General features: G+C 66.6%; 24 protein-coding genes. 18 read left to right on the top strand and 6 right to left on the bottom strand.

Annotated elements, in window-relative coordinates; all coding sequences use genetic code 11:
- Positions 1-2: 2 nt before the first annotated feature.
- A complete protein-coding gene (locus tag PBN85_RS13660) occupies positions 3-1235 on the top strand; it encodes a DUF3644 domain-containing protein (RefSeq protein WP_271299337.1) in 1233 nt (410 codons plus the stop codon).
- 160 nt (positions 1236-1395) lie between these two features.
- Positions 1396-1950 (top strand): recombinase family protein, encoded by a 555-nt coding sequence (locus tag PBN85_RS13655; protein WP_271299336.1) that lies wholly within the window; start codon positions 1396-1398, stop codon positions 1948-1950.
- 3 nt (positions 1951-1953) lie between these two features.
- Here PBN85_RS13655 and PBN85_RS13650 read toward each other — a convergent pair whose 3' ends face one another.
- Both PBN85_RS13650 and PBN85_RS13645 read right to left on the bottom strand, forming a co-directional pair.
- The gene (locus tag PBN85_RS13650) at positions 1954-3057 is read right to left on the bottom strand and encodes a hypothetical protein (RefSeq protein WP_271299335.1); all 1104 of its coding nucleotides are present in this window, start codon (positions 3055-3057) and stop codon (positions 1954-1956) included.
- 214 nt (positions 3058-3271) lie between these two features.
- Positions 3272-5011 carry a hypothetical protein gene (locus PBN85_RS13645; RefSeq protein WP_271299334.1) on the bottom strand — a complete coding sequence of 580 codons (1740 nt, stop codon included), beginning with the start codon at positions 5009-5011 and terminating at the stop codon, positions 3272-3274.
- Between the two features lie 209 nt (positions 5012-5220).
- Between PBN85_RS13645 and PBN85_RS13640 the strand changes: the two genes are divergently transcribed.
- Complete coding sequence (locus tag PBN85_RS13640) at positions 5221-5694, top strand: vgr related protein (protein ID WP_443026748.1); 474 nt, start codon at positions 5221-5223, stop codon at positions 5692-5694.
- A 29-nt stretch (positions 5695-5723) separates the two neighbouring features.
- Here PBN85_RS13640 and PBN85_RS13635 read toward each other — a convergent pair whose 3' ends face one another.
- Together PBN85_RS13635 and PBN85_RS13630 are read right to left on the bottom strand one after the other, a co-directional pair.
- Entirely contained in the window at positions 5724-5978 is a 255-nt protein-coding gene (locus PBN85_RS13635; protein WP_333781832.1) for a hypothetical protein, read from the bottom strand.
- A gap of 118 nt (positions 5979-6096) precedes the next feature.
- Complete coding sequence (locus PBN85_RS13630; protein ID WP_271299333.1) at positions 6097-6546, bottom strand: copper chaperone PCu(A)C; 450 nt, start codon at positions 6544-6546, stop codon at positions 6097-6099.
- Between the two features lie 171 nt (positions 6547-6717).
- On the opposite strand from PBN85_RS13630, the gene dnaK reads away from it, so the two are divergent.
- The 4 genes from dnaK to PBN85_RS13610 all read left to right on the top strand — a co-directional run bounded on the left by dnaK (position 6718) and on the right by PBN85_RS13610 (position 11209).
- On the top strand, positions 6718-8616 hold the full coding sequence (dnaK, locus tag PBN85_RS13625) for a molecular chaperone DnaK (protein WP_037534253.1): 1899 nt from the start codon (positions 6718-6720) through the stop codon (positions 8614-8616).
- Between the two features lie 87 nt (positions 8617-8703).
- Entirely contained in the window at positions 8704-9822 is a 1119-nt protein-coding gene (dnaJ, locus tag PBN85_RS13620; RefSeq protein WP_037534251.1) for a molecular chaperone DnaJ, read from the top strand.
- Positions 9823-9901: 79 nt separating this feature from the next.
- On the top strand, positions 9902-10360 hold the full coding sequence (locus tag PBN85_RS13615; protein ID WP_037534249.1) for a TM2 domain-containing protein: 459 nt from the start codon (positions 9902-9904) through the stop codon (positions 10358-10360).
- 330 nt (positions 10361-10690) lie between these two features.
- On the top strand, positions 10691-11209 hold the full coding sequence (locus PBN85_RS13610) for a thioredoxin family protein (RefSeq protein WP_271299332.1): 519 nt from the start codon (positions 10691-10693) through the stop codon (positions 11207-11209).
- 110 nt (positions 11210-11319) lie between these two features.
- Here PBN85_RS13610 and purB read toward each other — a convergent pair whose 3' ends face one another.
- Entirely contained in the window at positions 11320-12630 is a 1311-nt protein-coding gene (gene purB, locus PBN85_RS13605; RefSeq protein WP_271299331.1) for an adenylosuccinate lyase, read from the bottom strand.
- A 73-nt stretch (positions 12631-12703) separates the two neighbouring features.
- A complete protein-coding gene (gene radC, locus PBN85_RS13600; protein WP_037534245.1) occupies positions 12704-13396 on the bottom strand; it encodes a RadC family protein in 693 nt (230 codons plus the stop codon).
- Positions 13397-13471: 75 nt separating this feature from the next.
- On the opposite strand from radC, the gene PBN85_RS13595 reads away from it, so the two are divergent.
- The 11 genes from PBN85_RS13595 to uvrC all read left to right on the top strand — a co-directional run bounded on the left by PBN85_RS13595 (position 13472) and on the right by uvrC (position 23119).
- The gene (locus PBN85_RS13595) at positions 13472-16627 is read left to right on the top strand and encodes a YdbH domain-containing protein (protein WP_271299330.1); all 3156 of its coding nucleotides are present in this window, start codon (positions 13472-13474) and stop codon (positions 16625-16627) included.
- 32 nt (positions 16628-16659) lie between these two features.
- Positions 16660-16833 (top strand): YnbE family lipoprotein, encoded by a 174-nt coding sequence (locus PBN85_RS13590; RefSeq protein WP_235199728.1) that lies wholly within the window; start codon positions 16660-16662, stop codon positions 16831-16833.
- 1 nt (position 16834) lies between these two features.
- On the top strand, positions 16835-17203 hold the full coding sequence (locus PBN85_RS13585; protein ID WP_037534243.1) for a YdbL family protein: 369 nt from the start codon (positions 16835-16837) through the stop codon (positions 17201-17203).
- A gap of 247 nt (positions 17204-17450) precedes the next feature.
- Complete coding sequence (locus PBN85_RS13580; RefSeq protein WP_037534241.1) at positions 17451-17777, top strand: AtpZ/AtpI family protein; 327 nt, start codon at positions 17451-17453, stop codon at positions 17775-17777.
- Between the two features lie 36 nt (positions 17778-17813).
- Complete coding sequence (locus PBN85_RS13575) at positions 17814-18605, top strand: F0F1 ATP synthase subunit A (RefSeq protein WP_037534239.1); 792 nt, start codon at positions 17814-17816, stop codon at positions 18603-18605.
- A gap of 41 nt (positions 18606-18646) precedes the next feature.
- Positions 18647-18874: a F0F1 ATP synthase subunit C gene (locus PBN85_RS13570; protein ID WP_037534237.1), complete on the top strand. Its 228-nt coding sequence runs from the start codon at positions 18647-18649 to the stop codon at positions 18872-18874.
- Between the two features lie 60 nt (positions 18875-18934).
- Positions 18935-19429 carry a F0F1 ATP synthase subunit B family protein gene (locus PBN85_RS13565; RefSeq protein WP_037534236.1) on the top strand — a complete coding sequence of 165 codons (495 nt, stop codon included), beginning with the start codon at positions 18935-18937 and terminating at the stop codon, positions 19427-19429.
- Positions 19422-20063, top strand: coding sequence for a F0F1 ATP synthase subunit B family protein (locus tag PBN85_RS13560; RefSeq protein WP_271299329.1), 642 nt, complete (start codon positions 19422-19424; stop codon positions 20061-20063). The genes PBN85_RS13565 and PBN85_RS13560 overlap by 8 nt, the downstream gene beginning before the upstream one ends.
- Positions 20064-20252: 189 nt before the next feature.
- Complete coding sequence (locus PBN85_RS13555; protein ID WP_037534234.1) at positions 20253-20573, top strand: DMT family transporter; 321 nt, start codon at positions 20253-20255, stop codon at positions 20571-20573.
- A gap of 73 nt (positions 20574-20646) precedes the next feature.
- Complete coding sequence (locus tag PBN85_RS13550; RefSeq protein WP_271299328.1) at positions 20647-21099, top strand: hypothetical protein; 453 nt, start codon at positions 20647-20649, stop codon at positions 21097-21099.
- Positions 21100-21196: 97 nt separating this feature from the next.
- A complete protein-coding gene (gene uvrC, locus PBN85_RS13545) occupies positions 21197-23119 on the top strand; it encodes an excinuclease ABC subunit UvrC (protein ID WP_037534279.1) in 1923 nt (640 codons plus the stop codon).

Raw genomic sequence — 23119 nt, 5'->3', positions numbered from 1 at the left:
CCATGCCAGTCCGTCGCCGTGGCAACAAACTTGAGCGTTGGGAAATAGCCCTCATCAAGGCCATGGTGGCGGACGGGCGATGGCCGAACGATCAGGACATCCTCGCCTATTTCACCCGACCGACGCGCTCGATCAATCACCGCGCTATCAGCGAAATCCGTGGCAATGCCAAGCACGCCGCCATCAAGGTGGCGACCGCCGACGAGCTTGAGGCGTTCATCGGGTCGTGGCCAGAGGTGGACCCGGAAACGGGCCTTAGCCTGCGTGGCGACGAACTGCTGATCAAGGCGCGGGAAGCGATGATCAGCGCCGTCCATACCTTCAACAGCGCGGGCCTGACCTTTCGTGCCGAACTGTTCATCGTCACTGCCGTGATCGCGTGGACCTACCTGATGCACGCTTGGTTCAAGCGCGAGGGGATCGACTACCGCCACACGAAGAACGTGAACGGCGAAAAAGTTGTCGTAAAGACGCCAAGCGGCGCGGAAAAATATTGGGAATTGGGGCAGTGCTTGAAACACGCCCGCTCACCGATCGAGCAGGGTGCGAAGGACAACCTGAACCTGCTGCTGGAAATCCGGCACGAGATCGAACACCGCTCGACCAGCCGCATTGATGATGCGCTCAGCGCGAAGCTGCAAGCCTGCTGCATCAACTTCAACGATGCCATCAAGAGCATGTTCGGCGCGCAATATGCGCTGGAACGCCGCCTACCCATCGCGCTGCAATTCGTGACCTTCAGCCCGGATCAGCGCGCGATCCTGAAAAAGGCGCGCACGCTGCCGCGTCACGTCGAAACCACCATGGACAATTTCGAGCAGAAGTTGACGCCGGAGCAGCAGGCCGACCCACGGTTCGCGTTCCGTGTATTCATGGTTCACAAGACTGCCAACCGTGCGCCCGGCGCTGATCTTGCCGTGGAAATCGTGCCGCCGGGATCGGACGTCGATCAGAAATTCAACATGGCCCTGAACGAGGTGGAGAAGAAGAAGTATCTGCCCGCCGCCATCGTGAAGGCGATGAAGGACGAGGATTTCGACGCCTTTACGATGGATAGCCATACCCGGCTTTGGAAGCGTCTCGGGGCAAAAGACCCGGCGAAGGGTTACGGCGCGATCGCCGTTGGCAATCAATGGTGCTGGTATGACACTTGGCTAAACCGCGTGCGGGAAGAATGCCAGCAACATCCCGATCGATACAAGACTGCTCAAGCCGACATGATCGATCAAGGTTGAAGTCTGTATTGCGTTGCTGCCCGTTTCGGGGCCGTTTGCTTACGGTTTACCCGCCCGAGACGCAGCGTCGAGACGTGGCCGCGCGTCTTGTTTCGGTTGACGCGGCATATCCGAGACGCATCGTGCCGATGGTCCAGACCCGTCCGAGACAGGAGGTGCCATGATCATCGGTTACGCGCGCGTCAGTTCCAGCAGCCAGAGCCTGGAGGTCCAGCACCAGCATCTAGAGGTGGCTGGCTGCGAAAAGGTGTTCGCCGAAAAGCGCAGCGGGCGAACAACCGAAGGCCGTGACGCGCTGGCTGACGCGATCGACTTCGTGCGCGAAGGCGACGTTCTGGCTGTGACGCGGCTCGACCGGCTCGCGCGATCTGTTGTGGACCTGCACCGGCTTATCGAGCGGCTGACAGTCAAGGGCTGCGGTTTCCGCGTCCTCCAGCAGTCCGGCATCGACACCACCACCAGTACCGGCAAGCTTACGCTCTCTATTCTCGGCGCGGTGGCGGAGTTCGAGGCCGATATTCGCCGCGACCGCCAACGTGACGGGATCGAGCGTGCGAAGGCCAAAGGCATTTATCGCGGACGTCGCCCCACCATCGACATTGCCCGCATCGAAACGCTAATAGCGGCCGGGATGACCCCCGCCGCTATTGCGCGCGACATGGGTATTGGTCGCGCCAGCGTGTATCGCCTTATGGGCAAGGCTGGCGCGGCATAGATGTTACTGCCCCTCCTTCGCCTTCGACCTACTGATCGTCACGAAATGCGCGCTTTGTCGCCGGACATGGGCGAGCGGGTCGGCGTAGCTGAACATCGTCCGCAATGCGCGATGCGCCTTGATGATGTGGTCTGGCGCAAGGGCGCTCGACCATGCGCTTGGCATCTCCACAATCGAATTCGCGTCATCAATGCCGCGCAGCAGGCTTTCGTGATTGTGGTTGACCACAATTTCATGCCCCAGTGCGTCCCAGCCCGATTGGCGTGTGATCGCGGGCACGCATAGGTCGCCGACCAGCAAACGCTCCGCGATCCGGCTGCTCGTCACCGGAAAGGGCGTCTGCCAATCCCGGTGAACCGGATCGGCCGGCGGCTTCAGCATCGACATGGCGAAGGACGTGGGCGTGATGTTCGGGTAGCCGAAGATCAGGCCGTTGGTCGCCAGATGCGATGGCGAGCTGGTGTCGAACGTGATGAGCAGGCGGTCATCGCCAAGATGCTCGCGCAACGCTTGCTGGATCGCACTCAACATGACGGCATGGGTCAGCGTGCCGACGCCGAGGAAATGGAGCCGATTTCGCTCCGGCGTCAGCAGCCCATCCGCGATTAAGCGCAGCAGCATCGCGACAACGTGAACGTAATCGACACGAAGGGAGCCGCCGAAGGCCCAGCCCTCGAACGGATGGACCTTCACCGCGTTATACCACGCGACGGCATCGGCGCTCGTCTCGCCCTGCAGCACGGATAGGAACCGCACTCCGCCAGATCGATGTCGAGCGAAATAGCGGTTGTTATCCACGGTCGTCGCCAACGCCGTGTTGAAGCTGTCGAAGGGGAGTATCCCCGGCGTGATGACGCGCGTGGGCACGTCGAGCGTGATTGCTTCATCGGCGTGTGTTTCGAGGAAGCGCAACGCCCAAGCCCGCGACGCGTCGCCCTGCCATCTCGTTGGGTCGCGCCCGAATTGAAGCCCCCCGCTGTCGAACAGGATCGTGTTGCCGGATCGACGTGAGAAGGTGCCGATATCGAGCGGTTTGACCTGGCCGATATACTGGCCGGCCGAATGAAGCGCCCGGTCATTGAAGAAGAACGGGTTGGCGGCGTCCATGTAATCGAGATCGGCAGAACCGTTCAGCCATACCGGCAAGCCACCTGCCCGCAGCGTGCCCGAGGCACGATAGGGGGTCCGGTGCGTGGAAGACTGGCCGGCAAAAAGGTAGCGCGCGCGGTTCTTGCCGCGCGACGAGTAGTCACGTGTCGTCGGGAATGATCCTCGGCAGGATCACGCCTATGTGATTTATCACATGGGCGTGATTATTATATCAGGCGGCAGCCACGTCGGCACCGGCACCGGCGTCGACGGCAGGCAAGCTCTCCACCCTCTCGCGCAATGCGCGCGAGCGGGTCGGCTGGTCGCGGTTTGGCTCAAGCGTCTGAACGAAGACGCGATAGGTCGCCACTTCCGTTGTCGCCTCGACAAGCAACAGGCCATTCGGATCGAGGTGCCATGTCAGGCCGCCGATGCGGGGCAATGCTATTAGCCCTACCATCGCCCGCCGCAGATCATGAAGCATGACCTGAACCTTGGCGGTGCCCTTCACCGTGGCGGCGAACGGCGCTGCCAGCGCCTTGTCGTTGGCGAAACTGATGCCGTTGCGCCCGACCGCGATCGTGACCGGCCGGTCCTTCTGCTTCTTCAGCAGCACCGGCATAAACGCCGCGTCAAACGCCTCAACCTCGTTGGTCGTCATCGCCGCCGAAGCTGATACCGCGAAATCTGAACTGACCCGATAGGTCCAGATCGAGCCGATGCGTCGCTCCTTGATGATGAGGTTGACGGACTTGTCTTCCGCTCCGTCCGTGAACGTCAGCGTCTTGGTGCGGCCGGCAATGCTCAACTGGGCCGCCATGCCGTCTACCGGCGTTTGCCCGAACCGGGCAGCATCCGCCTCGCCGAGCAGCCTTTCACCGACCCGGCGCCGCGTCAGATTGTCGATAAAGCAGTCGCCCTTCATCGAATAGCCGAGGTCGATGCTAGGAGCCACTTCCACAATCAGGCCATCGTCGCGGCGCGCATGTGCGATGCTGAACAGATCGCGCTCCACCAGATACATCGCGGACGCCGGCAGCATGTCATAACTGCCGTTGGCAACATCGCCTTCCGGCACCTGTTCGATAGGAATATTACTCATCTCGTCGGGCACGAAGGCGACGCCGGCGAGCAGCATTTGACGGTAGAAGCGCAGATCGGACGGCATCGCCGCGAACGGACAGGGCGCATGGCCTGATAGGCCGATGATGGTGTTCGCGTCCGCTTCGAGCGGGATCAGCCGGATCGTCTGGCCTTCCTGCCGATACGCGAAAAGGCCTTCCTTGCCGGACGTGATCGCAGCCACGGCGCTGATGTCGAACCCGGCCGGGTTGGCGAACATCTCGTCCACCTGTTCGGCCGGTGTCTTCGGGGCCGGGCCGCTGGTCTTGCCGACGTCCACCAGGGACGGTTTCGCCACCCGCTTGCTCGCGAGATGCTTTTTGGCAAGCCCACTAATCCGGCCTTGCTCTCGATACCATGCGACAAACTCCTCGTCGCTCAGCGTGTTGTGCTCCTTCGCACGGTCATGGAGATCGGCAAGCGCGCGGGCCAGTTGCGACACTTCGCCCTGACAGGCATCGCGCGCATCGTCGGCTACGTTCTGCATGTTGATGTTGAGCAGCAGTTGCGCCGCAAGGTGATGAACCAGCGATATCGACGTCAGCACGAAGCCTTGCGTTTGGGCAAAGGCGTTGATGGAGGCGGTGCCATATTTGGCGACGAACCGATGCTGGTCCCGCATGAGCATCGCGCGCCGGTGAACGGCGTTCCCTTCCAGTCGCGTTACACTGCCGTGGCGCGTTTGGAGATGCCGAAGGGCAATCTCGTCCGCGAGCATGAACGGGCGAGGCGTTTCCGGCCCGGACGAAACTCGCACCAGCGCCGAGGACGTCAGATTTTCAGGATTAACGAGCATTCTATCGACCTTTCTTGTCGTCAGGCCAACCCAGCCAAATGTCACGATACGCATCGGACACAGCTTTCCTGTGTCGTGAGGTGCGTATTCGCGGGGTCGATCTGCCGACGAGCAAGGTGATGCGGAAAACCGCTTCGGCTCGTGGTGGCGCGGCCTTTAGGCGCCTCTCGCTGGCAGCGCAAGCAAAAAAAAGAGCAGTTCTGAATTGCTGTTAGCCGGTGGTGGTTCGTGCGGTATTCACCGGGATCACCTATCTCCGAGGCGTGACCGCAATCGACCCGATCAGCCGCCCGCTAACCCAAGCCGAGATCACGCTGGCTCAGGGCGTTTTCGGTGCCGCCATAGATTATGCGTCGGTGCGGATCGTTCGGCGCAAATGGGCCTTCTTCCAGCCGCGCAATGTGACCATGGCCCCATGCGGCAACATACATTTTCATCCGAAGGGCGACAGCTATCGCGACTGCTTCGCCAGCAGTTCGATCGGGTGGCAGGGGCATCTGATCCACGAGCTGGTTCACGTCTGGCAATATCAGCGCGGCATAAATCTCGTGCTGCGCCGGCACCCGTTCTGCCGTTACCACTATGCGATTAAACCCGGATGGACGCTCGATCGCTACGGCCTGGAGCAACAGGCTGAGATCGTTCGGCATACCTTTCTAATGCGTCACGGCGTCGTCGTGCCCGGTGCGCCGCCCTTGCCGACGATGGAAAGCATCTTGCCGTTTCACCCTGTATAAAGGTCGCGTTATCGGCGGGGTGCGCTACTTTATGATAGACGCACCATCTCGTGGATGAACAATCCCTGGTCGGTCAGCGCCGCGGTGCCAAAATCGTCGCGCCACTGCGAGCCCTTGGGGTGGAAATGGATACAGCCGCGCGGCGCCATCACCGTGTCGCGCGGCTGGAAGAAGGCCCATTTCGTCCGCGACAGCCGCACCGCGTCATAATCGATCGTGTCGTGGAAGACCGATCGGGCGAGGTCGCGTTCGGCGGGCGTGAGCGGGCGGGCGGGGGCGCTCATTCTTCGTCATCCCCGCACAGGCGGGGACCCGGACGCACCGGTCGTTCGTCGGCCGCGCCTACGGTGTCTACAGGCACCTGCCCGCGCCGGATGGACACTGTGGCTCGGCCGCCCATTCTCAGAACGACGGTGCCGGCGCCGCTGCCGCCACCGCCGTCGCGCCGACATAGATGCGCCCGCCATTGGCGAAGTTGAGCGTCAGATTGTAGATCCGCCCCGCCTTGGCCTTGGGGTTGATGTCGAACAGCATGACGTGGCGGCCACCGGGGGCGAAGACGACCTTGGCCTTGGCGGGGACCGCGACGCTGGCGAGCGGTGTCATCCCCGCCACGCCGCCGGCCCCGGTCATGCTCTCGTGCATTGCGCCGCGGACGGCGATGTCGGCGGAAACGTCGATCAGCGTCGCGTCGGAGCGGCCGCCGTGCAGCGTGAAATAGGCCGCGCCCGGCCGACCCGGCACCGCCGGCAGCCGGATCCAGGCATCATCCGCCGTGACCCGCTCCGGCCCGCCGCAGCCGCCCAGCGCCGCGACGAGCACCAGCGCCACTCCCACTCCCGTCCGGCGCATCCCCGGCTCCTTCCCGCAAAAGCGATCGTTTCCTTCGCAAGCCCTATGGCGCACGCCGTCTTGCGGCAAGCGGAACCCCACCTATATCGCCGCCATACATCGGAGCCTTCCGCTGCCGTAACGGGGCAAAGGTTCCATGGTTTTTGTATGTGAGGGGCTAAGCAAGCACACATGGCTAAAGTAATCGGTATCGACCTCGGCACGACCAACAGCTGCGTTGCGGTGATGGAGGGCGGCAAGCCCAAGGTGATCGAGAATGCGGAAGGCGCGCGCACCACGCCGTCGATCGTCGCCTTCGCCAAGGACGGCGAGCGGCTGGTCGGCCAGCCGGCGAAGCGGCAGGCGGTGACCAACGGCGACAATACGATCTTCGCGGTAAAGCGCCTGATCGGCCGCCGGTTCGACGATCCGATCACCAAGAAGGACACCGAGCTGGTCCCGTACCATATCGTCCGTGGTCCGAACGGCGACGCCTGGGTCCAGGCCGGCGGCAAGGATTATTCGCCGTCGCAGATCAGCGCCTTCACGCTGCAGAAGATGAAGGAAACCGCCGAGAGCTATCTCGGCGAGACGGTGACGCAGGCGGTCATCACCGTGCCGGCGTACTTCAACGACGCGCAGCGTCAGGCGACCAAGGACGCCGGCCAGATCGCCGGCCTCGAAGTGCTGCGCATCATCAACGAGCCGACCGCGGCGGCGCTGGCCTATGGCCTCGAGAAGCAGGACGGCAAGACGATTGCGGTCTACGACCTCGGCGGCGGCACCTTCGACGTCTCGATCCTCGAGATCGGCGACGGCGTGTTCGAGGTGAAGGCGACCAACGGCGACACCTTCCTGGGCGGCGAGGATTTCGACAACAAGCTGGTCGATTATCTCGCCGAGGGCTTCAAGAAGGATGAGGGCATCGACCTCACCAAGGACAAGCTCGCGCTCCAGCGCCTCAAGGAAGCGGCCGAAAAGGCGAAGATCGAGCTGTCGTCGGCCGCCTCGACCGAGGTCAACCTGCCGTTCATCACCGCCGACCAGAACGGCCCGAAGCATCTCGTCAAGACGATCAGCCGCGCCGATCTGGAGCGTCTCGTCGACGACCTGATCAAGCGCACGATCGAGCCGATGAAGAAGGCGCTCGCCGATGCCGGCGTCAAGACCGACGACATCAGCGAAGTCGTCCTCGTCGGCGGCATGACCCGCATGCCCAAGGTGCGCGAGGCGGTGAAGCAGTTCTTCGGCAAGGAACCGCACACCGGCGTCAACCCGGATGAGGTCGTCGCCATGGGCGCCGCGATCCAGGCGGGCGTGTTGCAGGGCGACGTCAAGGACGTGCTGCTGCTCGACGTGACGCCGCTGTCGCTCGGCATCGAGACTCTGGGTGGCGTGTTCACCCGGATGATCGATCGCAACACGACGATCCCGACCAAGAAGTCGCAGACCTATTCGACCGCGGACGACAACCAGGGCGCGGTGACGATCCGCGTCTTCCAGGGCGAGCGCGAGATGGCGGCGGACAACAAGCTGCTCGGCCAGTTCGATCTGGTCGGCATCCCGCCGGCGCCGCGCGGCGTGCCGCAGATCGAGGTGACGTTCGACATCGACGCCAACGGCATCGTCAACGTCTCCGCCAAGGACAAGGGCACCGGCAAGGAGCAGCAAATCCGCATCCAGGCCTCGGGCGGCCTGTCGGACAGCGACATCGACCAGATGGTCCGTGACGCCGAGCGCTTTGCCGAGGAAGACAAGAAGCGTCGGGCCGGCGCCGAGGCGAAGAACAACGCCGAATCACTGATCCACACCACCGAGCGGCAGCTCGCCGACAATGGCGACAAGGTCGATGCCGCGCTCAAGGGCGAGATCCAGTCGGCGATCGATGCCGCCAAGGCGGCGGTCGCGACCGGCGATGCTGATCAGATGACCGAGAAGAGCCAGGCGCTCGCCCAGTCGGCGATGAAGCTCGGCGAGGCGATCTACAAGCAGGGTCAGGCCGATGCCGCGCCCGAGTCCGCCGGTGCCGAGGCGCCCAAGGACGATGTGGTCGACGCCGAATTTTCGGAAGTCGACGACCACAAGGCGTAAGTGACGTCAGGCCCCTTCTCCGGTGGAGAGGGGGCCATGTCTCCGGGGGCGCCGCCCCGGACTATCGTCTCGCGCTAGAGGACCGGCATGAGCAGCACAGTCGACTATTACGAATTGCTCGAATGCGAGCGGGGCGCGGACGGGGCGACGATCAAGTCCGCCTATCGCAAGCTCGCGATGAAATACCATCCGGACAAGAACGCCGGATGCAAGGACAGCGAAGCCAAGTTCAAGGCGGTCAGCGAGGCCTATGAGGTGCTCAAGGACCCGCAGAAGCGTGCCGCCTATGATCGCTACGGCCATGCCGCCTTCCAGAACGGCGGCGGCGGCGGTCCGCAGGATTTCAGCGGCTTCTCCGACATCTTCGAATCGGTATTCGGCGAATTCATGGGCGGGGCGCGCGGCGGTGGCCGGGCCCAGCAGCGCCGCGGCGCCGACCTGCGTTACGACATGGAAGTGACGCTCGAGGAAGCCTATCACGGCAAGGCAACCGAAATCACCGTCGACGTGTCGGCGCAATGCGACACCTGTCACGGCTCGGGCGCCAAGCCCGGCACCCATGCGTCGACCTGCCGCCAATGTAACGGCCATGGCAAGGTGCGCGCGCAACAGGGATTCTTCGTCGTCGAGCGGGCCTGTCCGGTGTGCCAGGGCGCGGGCGAGATCATCGCCGATCCGTGCGGCGACTGCCGTGGCGAGGGCCGGGTCGACAAGACCAAGACGCTCAGCGTCAACGTGCCGCCGGGCGTCGACGAGGGCACGCGCATCCGCCTGTCCGGCGAAGGCGAGGCGGGACCGCGCGGCGCGCCGGCGGGCGATCTCTACATCTTCCTCCATGTCAAACGTCACCCGATCTTCGAACGCGAGGGCACGACGCTGTTCGCGCGCGCGCCGATCAGCTTCACCACCGCGGCGTTGGGCGGCGCGCTGTCGATCCCGGGGCTCGACGGGCGGACGCACGACATCAAGATTCCGGCGGGCATCCAGTCGGGCAAGCAGTTGCGCCAGCGCGGCGCGGGCATGCCGGTGCTGCAAGGCCGCGGCCAGGGCGATCTGGTGATCCAGATCGAGGTCGAGACGCCGACCAAATTGTCGGTGCGCCAGCGCGAATTGCTCGAACTGTTCCGCGAGACGGAGACGGGCGACGAATGTCCCGACAGCCAGGGCTTCTTCGCCAAGCTGAAGGGCGTGTTCGCGGCGGAATAGGATCATGCCGGGCGGGCGCAGCCATCTTGCGCGTGTCCGGCAAATCCGGAAGATGTCGGCTCGGCTTGACGGGGGTGGCATGCGCGGACAGGTTTTGGGGGTCGACCAGCGAAGTGGCGACGGACTCGTCGCCGGCGAGGATGGGCAGCGGTACCGTTTCACGCCGGCGGATTGGGCGCAGCGCGGCGAGCCCGCGATCGGTGTCACCGTCGATTTCGAAACCGCCGGCGACCATGCGCTCAACGTCTTTCCGCTGCCCGTGCCCGGGGGCGATCGGCACGTCCTCGCTGCGCCGCCGACGCGGGTGGTGGCAAGCGACCGCAACAAATTCGTCGCCGCGCTGCTGGCGTTTTTCCTCGGCACGCTCGGCGTGCATCGTTTCTATCTGGGGCGCACCGGATCGGCGGTGACGATGCTGGTGCTGACCTTCACCGTCGTCGGCATGCTGGTCAGCGGCCCTTGGGCGCTGATCGACGCGTTGCGCTATCTCTTCATGTCGGAGCGGGAGTTTGCCGTACGCTATGCGCGCCCTGCTTGAACGACTGTGCCCCTCGGCCCAGTCGGGCAAAGGGGCTGTCGGTCTGGCTTACAGCGTCGAGATGATCATCCCGACCACCAGCGCCTGAGCCGCGATCGCCAGCACACTGCTGGCCGCGGTTTCAAACATACGCATGGACGGTCTCCGATGCCGGAGGAATATCCGGCAAGGGGGAGATGGTATTTATTGCTTCGCCGCGCAACTTTGTTGCCTGCATGCGAGGATGCGTCTCATGCAATCGTAACAAGACCTGCGCCGCAGCGTAGATCTCATATCTTGCCACGGTCCGCCGCGCGCTGTCAGACTGGCGCTTTGTCCTCGGAGACCGCCATGTTCCGTGCCCTGTCCCTCGCCACCGCGATCGCGCTGACCGCGGCGCCCGCCGCCATCGCCGACGCGCGTGTCGCCGCGCCGCGCCTGACCCAGACCTCGTTCGAGCAGCTCAAGCAGCCGCTGCCTCTGCCCTATGACGCCAGCGCCGATGCGACCGCCGCGGTCGCCGCGGCCAAGGCGCGGGCGCTCAGGGGCCGCAAGAAATTGCTGATCGATCTCGGCGGCAATTGGTGCCTCGACTGCCGCTTGCTTGCCGGGGTGATGGAACTGCCGGCGATGCGCGGCTTCGTCGCGCGTCATTATGAGGTGGTCACCGTCGATATCGGCCGGTTCGACAAGAACCTCGCGATCCCGGCGCATTACGGCATCAAGGGGCGGCTCGCCGGCGTGCCGGCGCTGCTCGTCGTCGATCCGAAGACCGACCGGCTGGTCAACGCCGGACGCGAGACCGCGCTGGCGGATGCGCGCTCGCTGTCGCCGCAGGGCCTCGCCGACTGGCTGGCGCAATGGGTGTGAGCTAAATCCTCCCCGGCACGGGGAGGTGGCACCGCGCAGCGGTGACGGAGGGGGGCTTCCACAGGCGCGGCGCGTCTGGAAGCCCCTATACAGTGCCGGGGAGCCGTGGCTCAGCCGAACACCCGCGCGAAGATCGTATCGACGTGCTTGAGGTGATAGCCGAGGTCGAACTTCTCCTCGAGCTGCGCCGGCGACAGCGCCGCGGTCACCTCGGGGTCGGCCTTGAGCAGGTCGAGCAGCGACAGCTGCCCGTCCGACTCCCACACCTTCATCGCGTTGCGCTGGACGAGGCGATAGGAATCCTCGCGGCTCACCCCCGCCTGGGTCAGCGCGAGCAGCACGCGCTGTGAATGGACGAGGCCACCCATCTTGTTGAGGTTCTTGTCCATCCGCTCCGGATAGACGAGCAGTTTGTCGATGACGCCGGTCAGCCGGGCGAGCGCGAAGTCGAGCGTGATCGTCGCATCAGGGCCGATATAGCGCTCGACCGACGAATGCGAGATGTCGCGCTCATGCCACAGCGCGACATTCTCCAGCGCCGGGGTGACATAGCCGCGCACCATCCGCGCGAGGCCGGTGAGATTCTCGGTCAGCACCGGATTGCGCTTGTGCGGCATCGCCGACGAGCCCTTCTGGCCGGGCGAGAAATATTCCTCCGCTTCCAGCACCTCGGTACGCTGGAGATGGCGGACCTCGGTCGCCAGCCGCTCGATCGACGAGGCGATGACGCCGAGCGTTGCGAAGAACATTGCATGCCGGTCGCGCGGGATGACCTGTGTCGACACCGGTTCGACGGTCAGGCCGAGCTTGGCGGCGACATGCTCCTCCACCGAGGGATCGATGTTCGCGAAGGTGCCGACCGCGCCCGAGATCGCACAGGTGGCGATATCGGCCCGCGCCGCCACCAGCCGCGCGCGGCAGCGGTCGAACTCGGCATAGGCCTGGGCGAGTTTGAGGCCGAAGGTGACCGGCTCGGCATGGATGCCGTGGCTGCGGCCGATCGTCGGCGTCATCTTATGCTCGATCGCGCGCCGCTTGAGCACGGCGAGCAGCGCGTCGAGATCGGTGAGCAGGATATCGGCGGCGCGCGCGAGCTGCACCGCGAGGCAGGTGTCGAGCACGTCGGACGAGGTCATGCCCTGATGCATGAAGCGCGCCTGGTCGCCGACATTGTCCGCGACCCAGGTGAGGAAGGCGATGACGTCATGCTTGGTCACCGCCTCGATCGCATCGATCGCCGGCACGTCGATCGCCGGATCCGTGCGCCACCAGGCCCACAGCGCCTCGGCGGCGTCTTTCGGCACGACGCCGAGCTCGGCGAGCGCATCGGTGGCATGGGCTTCGATCTCGAACCAGATGCGAAAGCGCGCCTCGGGCGTCCAGATCGCGGTCATCTCGGGGCGGGAATAGCGGGGGACCATGATGTTCCTTCGTCCAGGAGTCCGCCGCGCCCCTAGCAGCGTCGCCGCGCCGCCACAAATGCTCCGGCGCGCGTCAGATCAGCCCCTGTGCCTTGAGGCTGACGTGGCTGTTGCGGCCGATGATGATGTGATCGTGGACGAGGACGCCGAGCGCCGCGCCCGCATCGGCGATCGCGCGGGTGACGGCGACGTCGGCGCGGCTCGGCGCGGGGTCGCCGGAGGGATGGTTGTGGACGAGGATGATCGCCGCCGACCCCAGGTCCATCGCGCGCCGCAGCACCTCGCGGACGTGGACCGCCGCCTGATCGATCGAGCCTTCGCTCATCACCTCGTCGCGGATCAGCATGTTGCGTGTGTTGAGGTGGAGCACGCGGAACCGCTCGACCCCGCCATAGGCCATGTCGGCGCGCAGATAGTCGAGCAGCGCCTGCCAGTTGCTCAATATCGGCCGGTCGAGCGTCTCGCTGCGGAGCAGCCGCACCGCGATCGCCTGGACGATCTTGATCGCCGCCGCGGCGGACGCGCCGACGCCCTTGACGCGGGTGAGCGCCGCGGCATCGGCGGCGAGCAGCCCGCCGATGCCGCCGAACTCGCGCAGCAGCGCCTTGGCGATCGGCTTGGTGTCGATCCGCGGGATCGCCAGCATCAGCAGATATTCGATCAGCTCATGGTCGAGCAGCGCTTCGCCGCCGCCGCCGAGCAGGCGCTGGCGCAGCCGTTCGCGGTGACCGGCGGTGTCGTCCGGCGGGGGAGGGGGCGCGGCCATCGCGCCGGAGGCTATCGTCGTGCCGGGACGGACGCAATTGCGTCGATGCGCCGCCCCCGCCTATGAGGGGTGGTGATGGGAGAGGGCGAGGACGATTGGACCGAAGCGTCCCCGCCACGGCGGGTCGCGGGATGGCGGCGACGACAGCGGGTCGCGCTGCTCGTCGGCGGGACGCTGTTCGTCGGGCTTGCCGGCCTGTGGATCGAGCGCAAGCCGATCGCCGGCCGCGTCATCGATTCGGAACTCGGCAAGCGCGGCGTTGTCGCCCGCTATGACGTGCACGACCTCGGCTTCGGCCGGCAACGGCTGACCCATGTCGTCATCGGCGATCCGCGTGACCCCGATCTGGTCGCCGACTGGCTCGAGACGCGGACGCGGATCGGCCTCGACGGTGCGCAGCTGACCGGCGTGCGTGCCGGTCACGTCCGGCTGCGCGCGCGGATGGTCGACGGGCGGGTGACGCTGGGCGAGATCGACAAATTGCTGCCCGCGCCATCGGGCAAGCCGTTCGCGCTGCCCGCGCTCGACGTTGCGCTCGCCGACGCGCGGCTGCGTCTCGAAACGCCTTATGGGGTCGCGGGCCTGCGGCTGGCCGGGCGCGGCCGGCTCGACGGCGGCTTCGCCGGGACGCTGGCGGTGGTCAGCGATGGCCTCGCGCAAGGCGGCTGCGGCGCGCAGGGCGTGCGGGCGGCGTTGAAGGTGTCCGTCACCGCCGCCGCACCGCGGTTGAGCGGCCCGGTGCAGGTCGCCGCGGCCCGCTGCGCCGGGGTGACGCTGGCGCGGAGCGGCGCGAGCGTCGACGTGCGGCTGTCGCCGGCGCTCGATGGCTGGCAAGGCGATCTGCGGCTCGCCAGCGGCGCCATCGCAGGCGCGGGCGCGCGCAGTGCGGGGATCGACGGCACGATCCGCTTCGCCGGATCGGCAAAGGCGACCGAGGGCGCGGTCGACCTCGTCGCGCGTCAGGCGACGGTCGCGCCGCTGCAGGCCGGGCGCGCCGCGCTCCGCGGCCGCTATCGCCTCGGCGAGCAGCAGGCGTTTACGGGGAGCGTCGCGGTGCAGGGTGCGGTCATCGACGCGGATCGACTGCCCGCGCCGGTCGCCGCCGCCGGTACGCCGGTCGCGCCGTTGCTCGCCGCGGCGACCCAGGCGCTGCGCCGCGCCGCGCAGGGCTTCGACGGCAAGGCCGACGTCAGGCTCGTGCAGGCGAACGGCCGCGGGCAGGCACGGGTCACCGCGGCGACGGCGCGGGCGGCGAGCGGGGCACGGATCGATCTCAACGGCGGTAGCGGGGTGAGCATCGGCTGGCCCGGTATGCCGCTGCGGCTCGATACCCGATTGGCGCTGCAGGGCGGCGGCCTGCCCACCGCGCAGGTCGCGTTGAGTCAGCCGAAGCCGGGTGGCGCGATCTCCGGCCGTGCGGTGATCGCGCCTTATGCCGCCGGCGCGGCGCGCGTCGCGCTCGCCCCCGTCCTGTTCCGGACGATGCCGGGCGGCGCGACGCAGGTGACGACGCGCGCGACGCTGTCGGGGCCGCTCGGTGACGGGCGCGTCGACGGGCTGGCGCTGCCGCTCGACCTGCGCTGGCAGCGCGGGCGGCTCGTCGCCAATCCGGGGTGCACGCCGCTGGCGATCGCGCGTCTCGCGATCGCCGGGCTGGTGCTCGATCCGCTGCGCAGCGAATTGTGCGCACTGTCGGGCGGGCTGGTCACGCTGGATCGCGGCGCGCTGACGGGTGGCGCGAGACTGCCGGCGACGCGATTGACCGGGCGGCTCGGCACGACCCCGATCAGCGTCGCGGCGAGCGGGGCGGAGGTGCATCTCGCCGACCGCGGCTTTACGCTGACCAGCGTCGCGGCGCGGCTCGGCGCGCCGGAGCGGGTGACACGGATCGACCTTGCGGCGCTGACCGGTCGAATCACCGCGGGCGGCGTCGCCGGACAGTTCACCGGTGGCGCCGGGCAGATCGCCAACGTGCCGTTGCTGCTCGGTGCGGCGGCGGGGGATTGGTCGCTGCGCAAGGGGGCGCTCAATCTCGCCGCGACGATGACCGTCGACGATGCCGCGCCCGATCCGCGCTTCAAGACGCTCGCCGCGCGCGACGTCACCCTGTCGCTGGTCGATGGCGCGATCGCCGCGCGCGGCACGCTGTTCGAGCCGACCGCGGACGTCAAGGTCGCCGACGTGACGATCGATCACCGGCTGGCGAGCGGGCAGGGCAAGGCGGATATCGCGGTGCCCGGCATCACCTTCACCAAGACGTTCCAGCCCGATCTGCTCACCCGGCTGACCTTCGGCGTCGTCGCCGACGTGCGCGGCACGGTGAGCGGCGAAGGTCATATCGGCTGGGATGCGGCGGGCGTCCGCTCGACCGGTCGGTTCGCTACCAAGGACACCGACCTTGCCGCCGCCTTCGGGCCGGTCACCGGCATCAGCACGACGCTGACCTTCACCGATCTGCTCAACCTGGTCAGCGCGCCGGCGCAGGTCGCGACGATCAAGACGGTCAATCCCGGTATCGCCGTCACCGACGGGACGATCGTCTACCGGCTGCTCCCCGATCTGCAGGTCGGCATCGACGGCGGTCGCTGGCCGTTCGCCGGCGGCACGATGACGCTGCTGCCGACGACGCTCGACTTCACCGAGACCGCAGCGCGGCGGCTGACCTTCCGGATCGAGGGCGCCGCCGCCGACCAGTTCCTCGAACAGTTCGACTTCAAGAACCTCACCGCCACCGGCGTGTTCGACGGTGAGCTGCCGATGGTGTTCGACGCCCAGGGCGGCCGAATCGAGGGCGGGCGGCTCGTCGTGCGGCAAGGCGGCGGCAGCCTCGCCTATGTCGGCGACCTGTCGCAGAAGGACCTCGGCCTGTGGGGCAATATCGCGTTCCAGGCGCTCAAGTCGCTGCGCTATCGCAATCTGACGATCGGCATGAACGGGCCGCTCGCCGGCGAAATGATCACCGAGGTGCGCTTCGCCGGGGTGACGCAAGGGCAGGGGGCGAAGAGCAACTTCATCGTCAAGCGGCTGCAACGGCTGCCGTTCGTGTTCAATATCCGGATCAAGGCGCCGTTCCGCGGGCTGCTCGATTCGGCGCAGTCGTTCTACGACCCGAGCCGGTTGATCCAGCGCAACCTGCCCGCCCTGCTCGAACGCCAGCGGCAGCAAGGGCAACAGGGCGCGCCCATTCAGCCTTCGGCAAGCGCAACCATGCCACAAGCGAAACAGGATTGAAGATGGGGCAGCGAATCACGACCTTTGCAAGCATGACGAGGCTGATGGCGATCGGTCTGACGGCGACGACGGGCGGCTGCATCAACGTGTCGGCGCCCGACAAGCCGATCGAGATCAACCTCAACATCAGCGTGACGCAGGAGGTGGTCTATCGCCTCGATGGCGAGGCGAAGTCGCTGATCCAGCAGAATCCGGGGATATTCTAAGATGAAGACGATGGTGATCGGTATCGGTGCGCTCGCCCTGGCGGCGCTGTCCACGGCGGCGATCGCGCAGCGCGACCCCGCCTATGCCGCGGCGCGCGAGGCCAAGCAGGTCGGCGAACAGCCCGACGGCTATCTCGGCGTGGTGAGCGGCGGCGCCTCGGTGCAGGCTTTGGTCCGCGACATCAACATCAAGCGCAAGGCGGCTTATACCGCGAGCGCGCAGGCGAGCGGCGCGACGGTGGAGCAATTCGCCTTCACCAGCGGTTGCAACCTCGTCGCCAAGGTCGGGCGCGGCGAGATGTACAAGACGCCGTCGGGCCAGTGGAAGGAGAATACCGGCACGCCGGAACTCGACCCGCGCTGCAAATAAGCCTGTTCCTTTGGGCTGCGGGGAGGGGGACCACTGCCGCCGGTCGAGGGGGCTCTCCACCAGCGTAGCGCCTGCGGAAGCCCCCCTTCGTCGGCACTGACGTGCCGCCACCTCCCCGTGTCGGCGAGGATTGGGGCAGGAACCAGACGGTTGACACCCTGTCACCCCTTACCTAAACGACCCTTGCCTTGGCGGGATCGGTCGCCCTGCGCGCTTTCTCCCCCGGCTGACGAGACCAGACGAGGGGGTGCGCGTGGCGGACGACGGAACCGGACGAGACTTCACCAGCGCGGACGATCCGCGGCTTTCCGCGCTCGACGAGCGGTTGAAGGAAGCCCGGCATCAGGAGGCGTTGCGGACGGGGCAGGGGGCGCCGACGGCCGATGCGGGATATTCGCTCGGCAATCGCGTGCTCGCCGCCTTGATCGGGAGTCTGGTCGGCAGTGCGCTGATCGGCTGGTGTATTGACCGCTGGTTCGGCACGACGCCCTGGGCACTGATCGTGATGCTGTTCCTCGGAATCGCCGTCGCGTTCAGGCAGATCATTCGGATTGCAGGCGAACGCCCGGAATAACCGGGCGTTTGTCGTATTAGGGAGCGAAAGACCCGCGTGGCGGCAGAATCGGGCAGCAAGATCGATCCGATGCACCAGTTCCTGATCGAACCTTTGTTCGGTCGGCATTGGATCGTCGCGGGGTACGACATCTCGTTCACCAACTCCGCGTTGTGGATGGTGATCACGCTCGTCAGCCTGTGGCTGTTCATGCTGGGCGGGATGAAGCGCGAGCTCGTCCCCGGCCGCTGGCAGGCCGCGGTGGAGGGCTTCACCGGCTTCGTCTCCAACATGCTCACCTCGAACATCGGGCCGGCCGGCAAGCGCTTCGTGCCCTATGTCTTCTCGCTGTTCATGTTCATCCTGTTCGCCAACGTCTGGGGCCTGACCCCGGTCGGCGTGGTGCCGGGCTGGCATCCGTTCACCATCACCAGCCACCTCACCGTCACCGGTGTGCTGGCGATCATCAGCTTCGCGATCGTGCTGATCGTCGGTTTCGGCAAGCACGGCTTCCACTTCTTCAGCCTGTTCGTGCCCCACGGCACGCCCAAGCTGATGATCCCGCTGATCTTCGTCGTCGAGCTGATGAGCTTCCTGGTGCGGCCGTTCAGCCTTGGCCTGCGACTGTTCGTGGCGATGACCGCCGGGCATATCCTGCTCAAGGTGCTCGCGGCGTTCGTCATCAACGGCCTCAACCTCGGCATCGGCTATGGCCTGCTCGTGTCGCTGCCCAGCTTCCTGCTGATGATCGGCATCACCTTGCTCGAGCTGCTGGTCGCCGCCATCCAGGCCTATGTCTTTGCGCTGCTGACGAGCGTCTATCTCAACGACGCCGTCAACCTGCACTGAGTTTCTTTCCAACCTAACTGATATGATACGGGAGTTTTGACATGGACGCAGAAGCCGCCAAGATGATCGGTGCCGGTCTGGCCGCGATCGGCATGGGCGTGGCCTCGCTCGGCGTGGGCAACGTGTTCGCCAAGTTCCTCGAGGGCGCACTGCGCAATCCGGGTGCCGCGGACAGCCAGCAGGGCCGTCTGTTCATCGGTTTCGCGGGCGCCGAGCTGCTCGGCCTGCTCGCCTTCGTGACGATGATCATCCTGCTGTTCGTCGCCTGATTCCTCGCTGTCGGGCCGGGGTGTCCCCGGCCTGACGCTCGGTCGCGCTAAAGGTCTTCAATGCCTCAGATTTCGCAGATCGCTGCTACCTACGCCTCGCAGATCTTCTGGCTGCTCATCACCTTCGGCATCCTGTATTTCGGGATCGGCAAGGTCATGGTGCCGAAGGTCATCGCGACCGTGGACGCGCGGGAAGGCCAGATCGCGGCGGACCTCGCCGCGGCCGAACAGGCGCGTGTCGCCGCCGACCAGGTCGAAGCCGCCTGGCGGCTGAGGATGGACGAGGCGCGCGCCGCGGCGCTCGCCGAGACCAGCGCCGCCAAGGCGCAGGCCGCCAAGGCCGCCGAAAGCCAGATCCGCTCGGCCGACGCCGAGCTCGCCGAGCGGCTTGCGCATCACGACCTCGCGGTCGGCAATGCCAAGGCGCAGGCGATGCTCAACCTCCAGTCGGTCGCGGCGGATGTCGCGCAGGAGCTGGTCGCCAAGGTCGCCGGGCTCACCGTCAGCATCGATGCCGCCGCAGACGCGGTGCGCCGGAGCAATGCGCATGGCTAATGCCGCCAGCAACCCCAACGCCACCGTCGCCGCCAATCTGTCCGACGCCGCGTCGTCGGAGGCGATGCAACCGCGCGACGTCCGCGACGGCAGCCAGCTCACCGCCAACGTCTCCGAACCGGCGGCGGAACATGTCGTGGAGCCGACCGCGCTCGGCTTCAACACCACCGGTTGGGTGGGTATCGCCGCGCTGGTCGTGCTGATCGGCATGATCGTCGTCAAGGTGCCCGCCAAGATCGCCGCCGGCCTCGACAAGCAGATCGCCGCGGTGCGGCAGCAGCTCGACGAGGCGAAGAAGTTGCGTGCCGAGGCCGAGGTGCTGCGCAACGAATATGCCGCCAAGGCCAAGGCCGCCGAGGCGGACGCCGCGACGATGCGCCACCATGCGCAGCAGGAGGCGAACCAGATCATCGCCAAGGCCAAGCATGATGCGGAGGAGCTGATGGCCCGCCGCACCAAGCGCGCCGAGGACAAGATCGCCGCCGCCGAGCGCACCGCGATTGCCGAGGTGCGCGCGCTCGCCGCCGAAACGGCCGCCAAGGCCGCCGCGGTACTGATCGCCGAGCAGCTCGACGCGCAGGCCGACCGCACGATGATCGACCGCTCGATCGCCGGACTCGGCCGACCCAATTAATCCTCCCGGCACGGGGAGGTGTCAGCGCGCCAGCGCTGACGGAGGGGGGCTTCCGCAGGCGTAAGCGCGTGTGGAAGCCCCTCCGCCACCTGCCGCACGGTGGTCCTTGCCGGGCAGGATCACGACGCGCGTCTCTTCCCGGGTTTCCGGCGCCGTCCCGACCGAATGAGCCCGTACAGGAGATATCCTATGTCGTGGCTCATCCTCGCCGTTGCCGTATTCACCGAGATCTGCTGGGCGCTCAGCCTGAAATGGGCGGCGACGGTCGCGTCGTGGCAGGCGTCGAGCGTTCCGATCATCCTGTCGTTCGTCAACATGGGGCTGCTCGCGCTGGCGATGCGCGGGCTGCCCGCCGGCACCGCTTATGCGGTGTGGACCGGCTGCGGCGCGGTCGGCGTCATCATCGGCGGCGTGCTGCTGTTTGGCGACAAGGTCAGCGGGATGCAGGCGGCGTTCATGGCGCTCACCGTGATCGGCATCGTCGGCACCAAGCTGTTCGCGCAAGCCTGACCCTTTCGCGCGCGCGCCGGGCTGCTACAAGGCGGTGCGGCGCGGCTCGATGCGCCGCTGTCGAGGTGGCCCGATGTCGATCCTTCTGCTCGCCGCGCTGACGCTGGGTCAGGCACAATCGTCGCAGGCCGCGCAGGCGGCGGACAAATTTGCGCTCGATCTGCCAGCGGGCGACGCCGCGGCGCCCGGGCCGTCACCGAACACGGCGCAGGAGCCCCAGCCGGTGACGACGCCGGCACCGGCGCCGGTCGGCGGCTATTCGCTCGACACGCCGATCGCGCAGCTGATCGCCGATTCGCGCACCAAGGCGATTCTCGATCGCGACGTGCCGGGGATGAGCGACGATCCCAATCTGCCCAAATTCCAGACGCTGTCGCTGCGCAAGCTCGCCCCGCTGAGCGGCGGGCAGATGACGCCGGCGCTGCTCAAGAAGCTGGGCACCGACCTCGCCGCGATCGAGGGCGCGCCGCCCGAGCCGGCGCTGCCGAAGGTCCAGACGCGCCGCGCGCTCCCGAGCGGCCGGTAGGCGACCCGATCGCCCGAGGGCATCGGGCGAACGCGCAGCGACGCTTCCGCCCCCCAAGCCTCTGGTCCTCCCCGCCGTCGACTCCTACATGGCGCAGATGTCCGGTTACGGTCCCCCCGATCGATTCAACGAAGAGCGCGCCACTTTCACCGTCCGCGGGTCCGATACGCCGGATCTTGATGCGGGCGTCGCGGCGATCCGCAACGTGCTGTCGACCTTGCCCAGCCGCTCCGGCGTGTATCGCATGCACGATGCCAAGGGCGACGTGCTCTACGTCGGCAAGGCGCGCTCGCTGAAGCAGCGCGTCGCCAATTATACGCAGGTCAAGGGGCTGACCAAGCGGCTGCAGCGGATGATCGCGCAGACCCGCTCGATGACGATCGTCACCACCAACAACGAGGCGGAGGCGCTGCTGCTCGAGGCGCAGCTGATCAAACGCTACCGCCCGGCGTATAACGTGCTGCTGCGCGACGACAAAAGCTTCCCCTTCATCCTGCTGCGCGGCGATCATGACTTCCCGCGCGTGCAGAAGCATCGCGGCGCCCGCCGCGCGCCCGGCAATTACTACGGCCCCTTCGCCAGCGCGGGCAGCGTCAACAACACGCTCAACGCGCTGCAGAAGCTGTTCCTGCTGCGCTCGTGCACCGACGGTTTCTTCAAGACCCGCGACCGGCCGTGCCTGCTTTATCAGATCAAGCGCTGCTCGGCGCCGTGCGTCGGGCGGGTCGGCAAAGAGGAATATCAGGAACTGGTCGCCGACTGCCGCGACTTCCTCGCCGGCAAATCGACCAAGGTACAGGCCAAGCTCGGCGTGCAGATGCAGGCGGCGGCGGAGAACATGGACTTCGAGCTGGCCGCGCTGCTGCGGGACCGGCTGAAGGCGCTCACCTTCGTCCAGGGATCGCAGGCGATCAACGCGGAAGGGGTCGGCGACGCCGATGTCTTCGCGCTCGCCTGCAAGGACGGGACGATCGGCATCCAGGCCTTCTTCATCCGCGGCGGCCAGAATTGGGGGCATCGCAGCTTCTTCCCGCAGCATACCAACGACGTGCCGGAAGACGAGGTGCTGGTCAGCTTCCTCACCCAATTCTACGAGGAGGTGCCGCCGCCCAAGACGATCCTGCTCGATCGCGAGCTGGGCGAGGGCATGCTGCTCGGCGAGGCGCTCGGCGAACGGGCCGGCTATAAGGTGGCGCTGTCTGTGCCGCAGCGTGGCGACCGGCGTCGGCTGATGGACCAGGCCAAGCGCAACGCGATCGAGGCGCTCGAACGGCGGCTGGCGGAGAGCACGACGCAGGCGCGGCTGCTGCGCGAGGTCGCGGAGCTGTTCGATCTGCCCGAACCGCCCGACCGGATCGAGGTGTACGACAACAGCCATATCCAGGGGACGAACGCGCTCGGCGCGATGGTCGTCGCCGGGCCGGAGGGCTTCCGCAAGGGCCAGTATCGCAAGTTCAACATCAAGGGCAACGAGGCCGCGACCGACAGCGACGTCGGCATGATGCGCGAGGTGTTCCGCCGCCGCTTCGCCCGCCAGCTCGACGAGGCGCCGGATCGCGACGACGGCACCTGGCCCGACCTCGTGCTGATCGACGGCGGCAAGCCGCAGCTCAACGCGGCCAAGGCGGTGCTCGAGGATCTCGGGATCGAGGACGTGTGCATGGTCGGCGTCGCCAAGGGGCCGCATCACGGTCGCGACGGGCGCGAGGTGTTTCATATGCTCGACGGGCGCGAGTTCCAGCTGCCGGTCAATGCGCCGGTGCTCTTCTACCTCCAGCGGCTGCGCGACGAGGTGCACCGGTTCGCGATCGGCGCGCATCGCGACAAACGCTCAAAGGCGATCGGCGCGAGCCCGCTCGACGAAGTCCCCGGTATCGGCCCGGCGCGCAAGAAGGCGCTGCTGATGCATTTCGGCACCGGCCGCGCCGTGCGCAACGCCAGTCTGGAGGATCTCAAGAAGGCACCGGGCGTGTCGGCGGGTGTCGCGCAGCAGGTGTACGACTTCTACCACGCGCGGTGA

The sequence above is a fragment of the Sphingomonas sp. CV7422 genome (assembly GCF_027945725.1).
In the GTDB taxonomy this organism is placed as follows: Bacteria; Pseudomonadota; Alphaproteobacteria; order Sphingomonadales; family Sphingomonadaceae; genus Sphingomonas; species Sphingomonas kyungheensis.
Note: the sequence above shows the minus strand (reverse complement) of the source record. Positions and strands in the feature narration are given on the sequence as shown.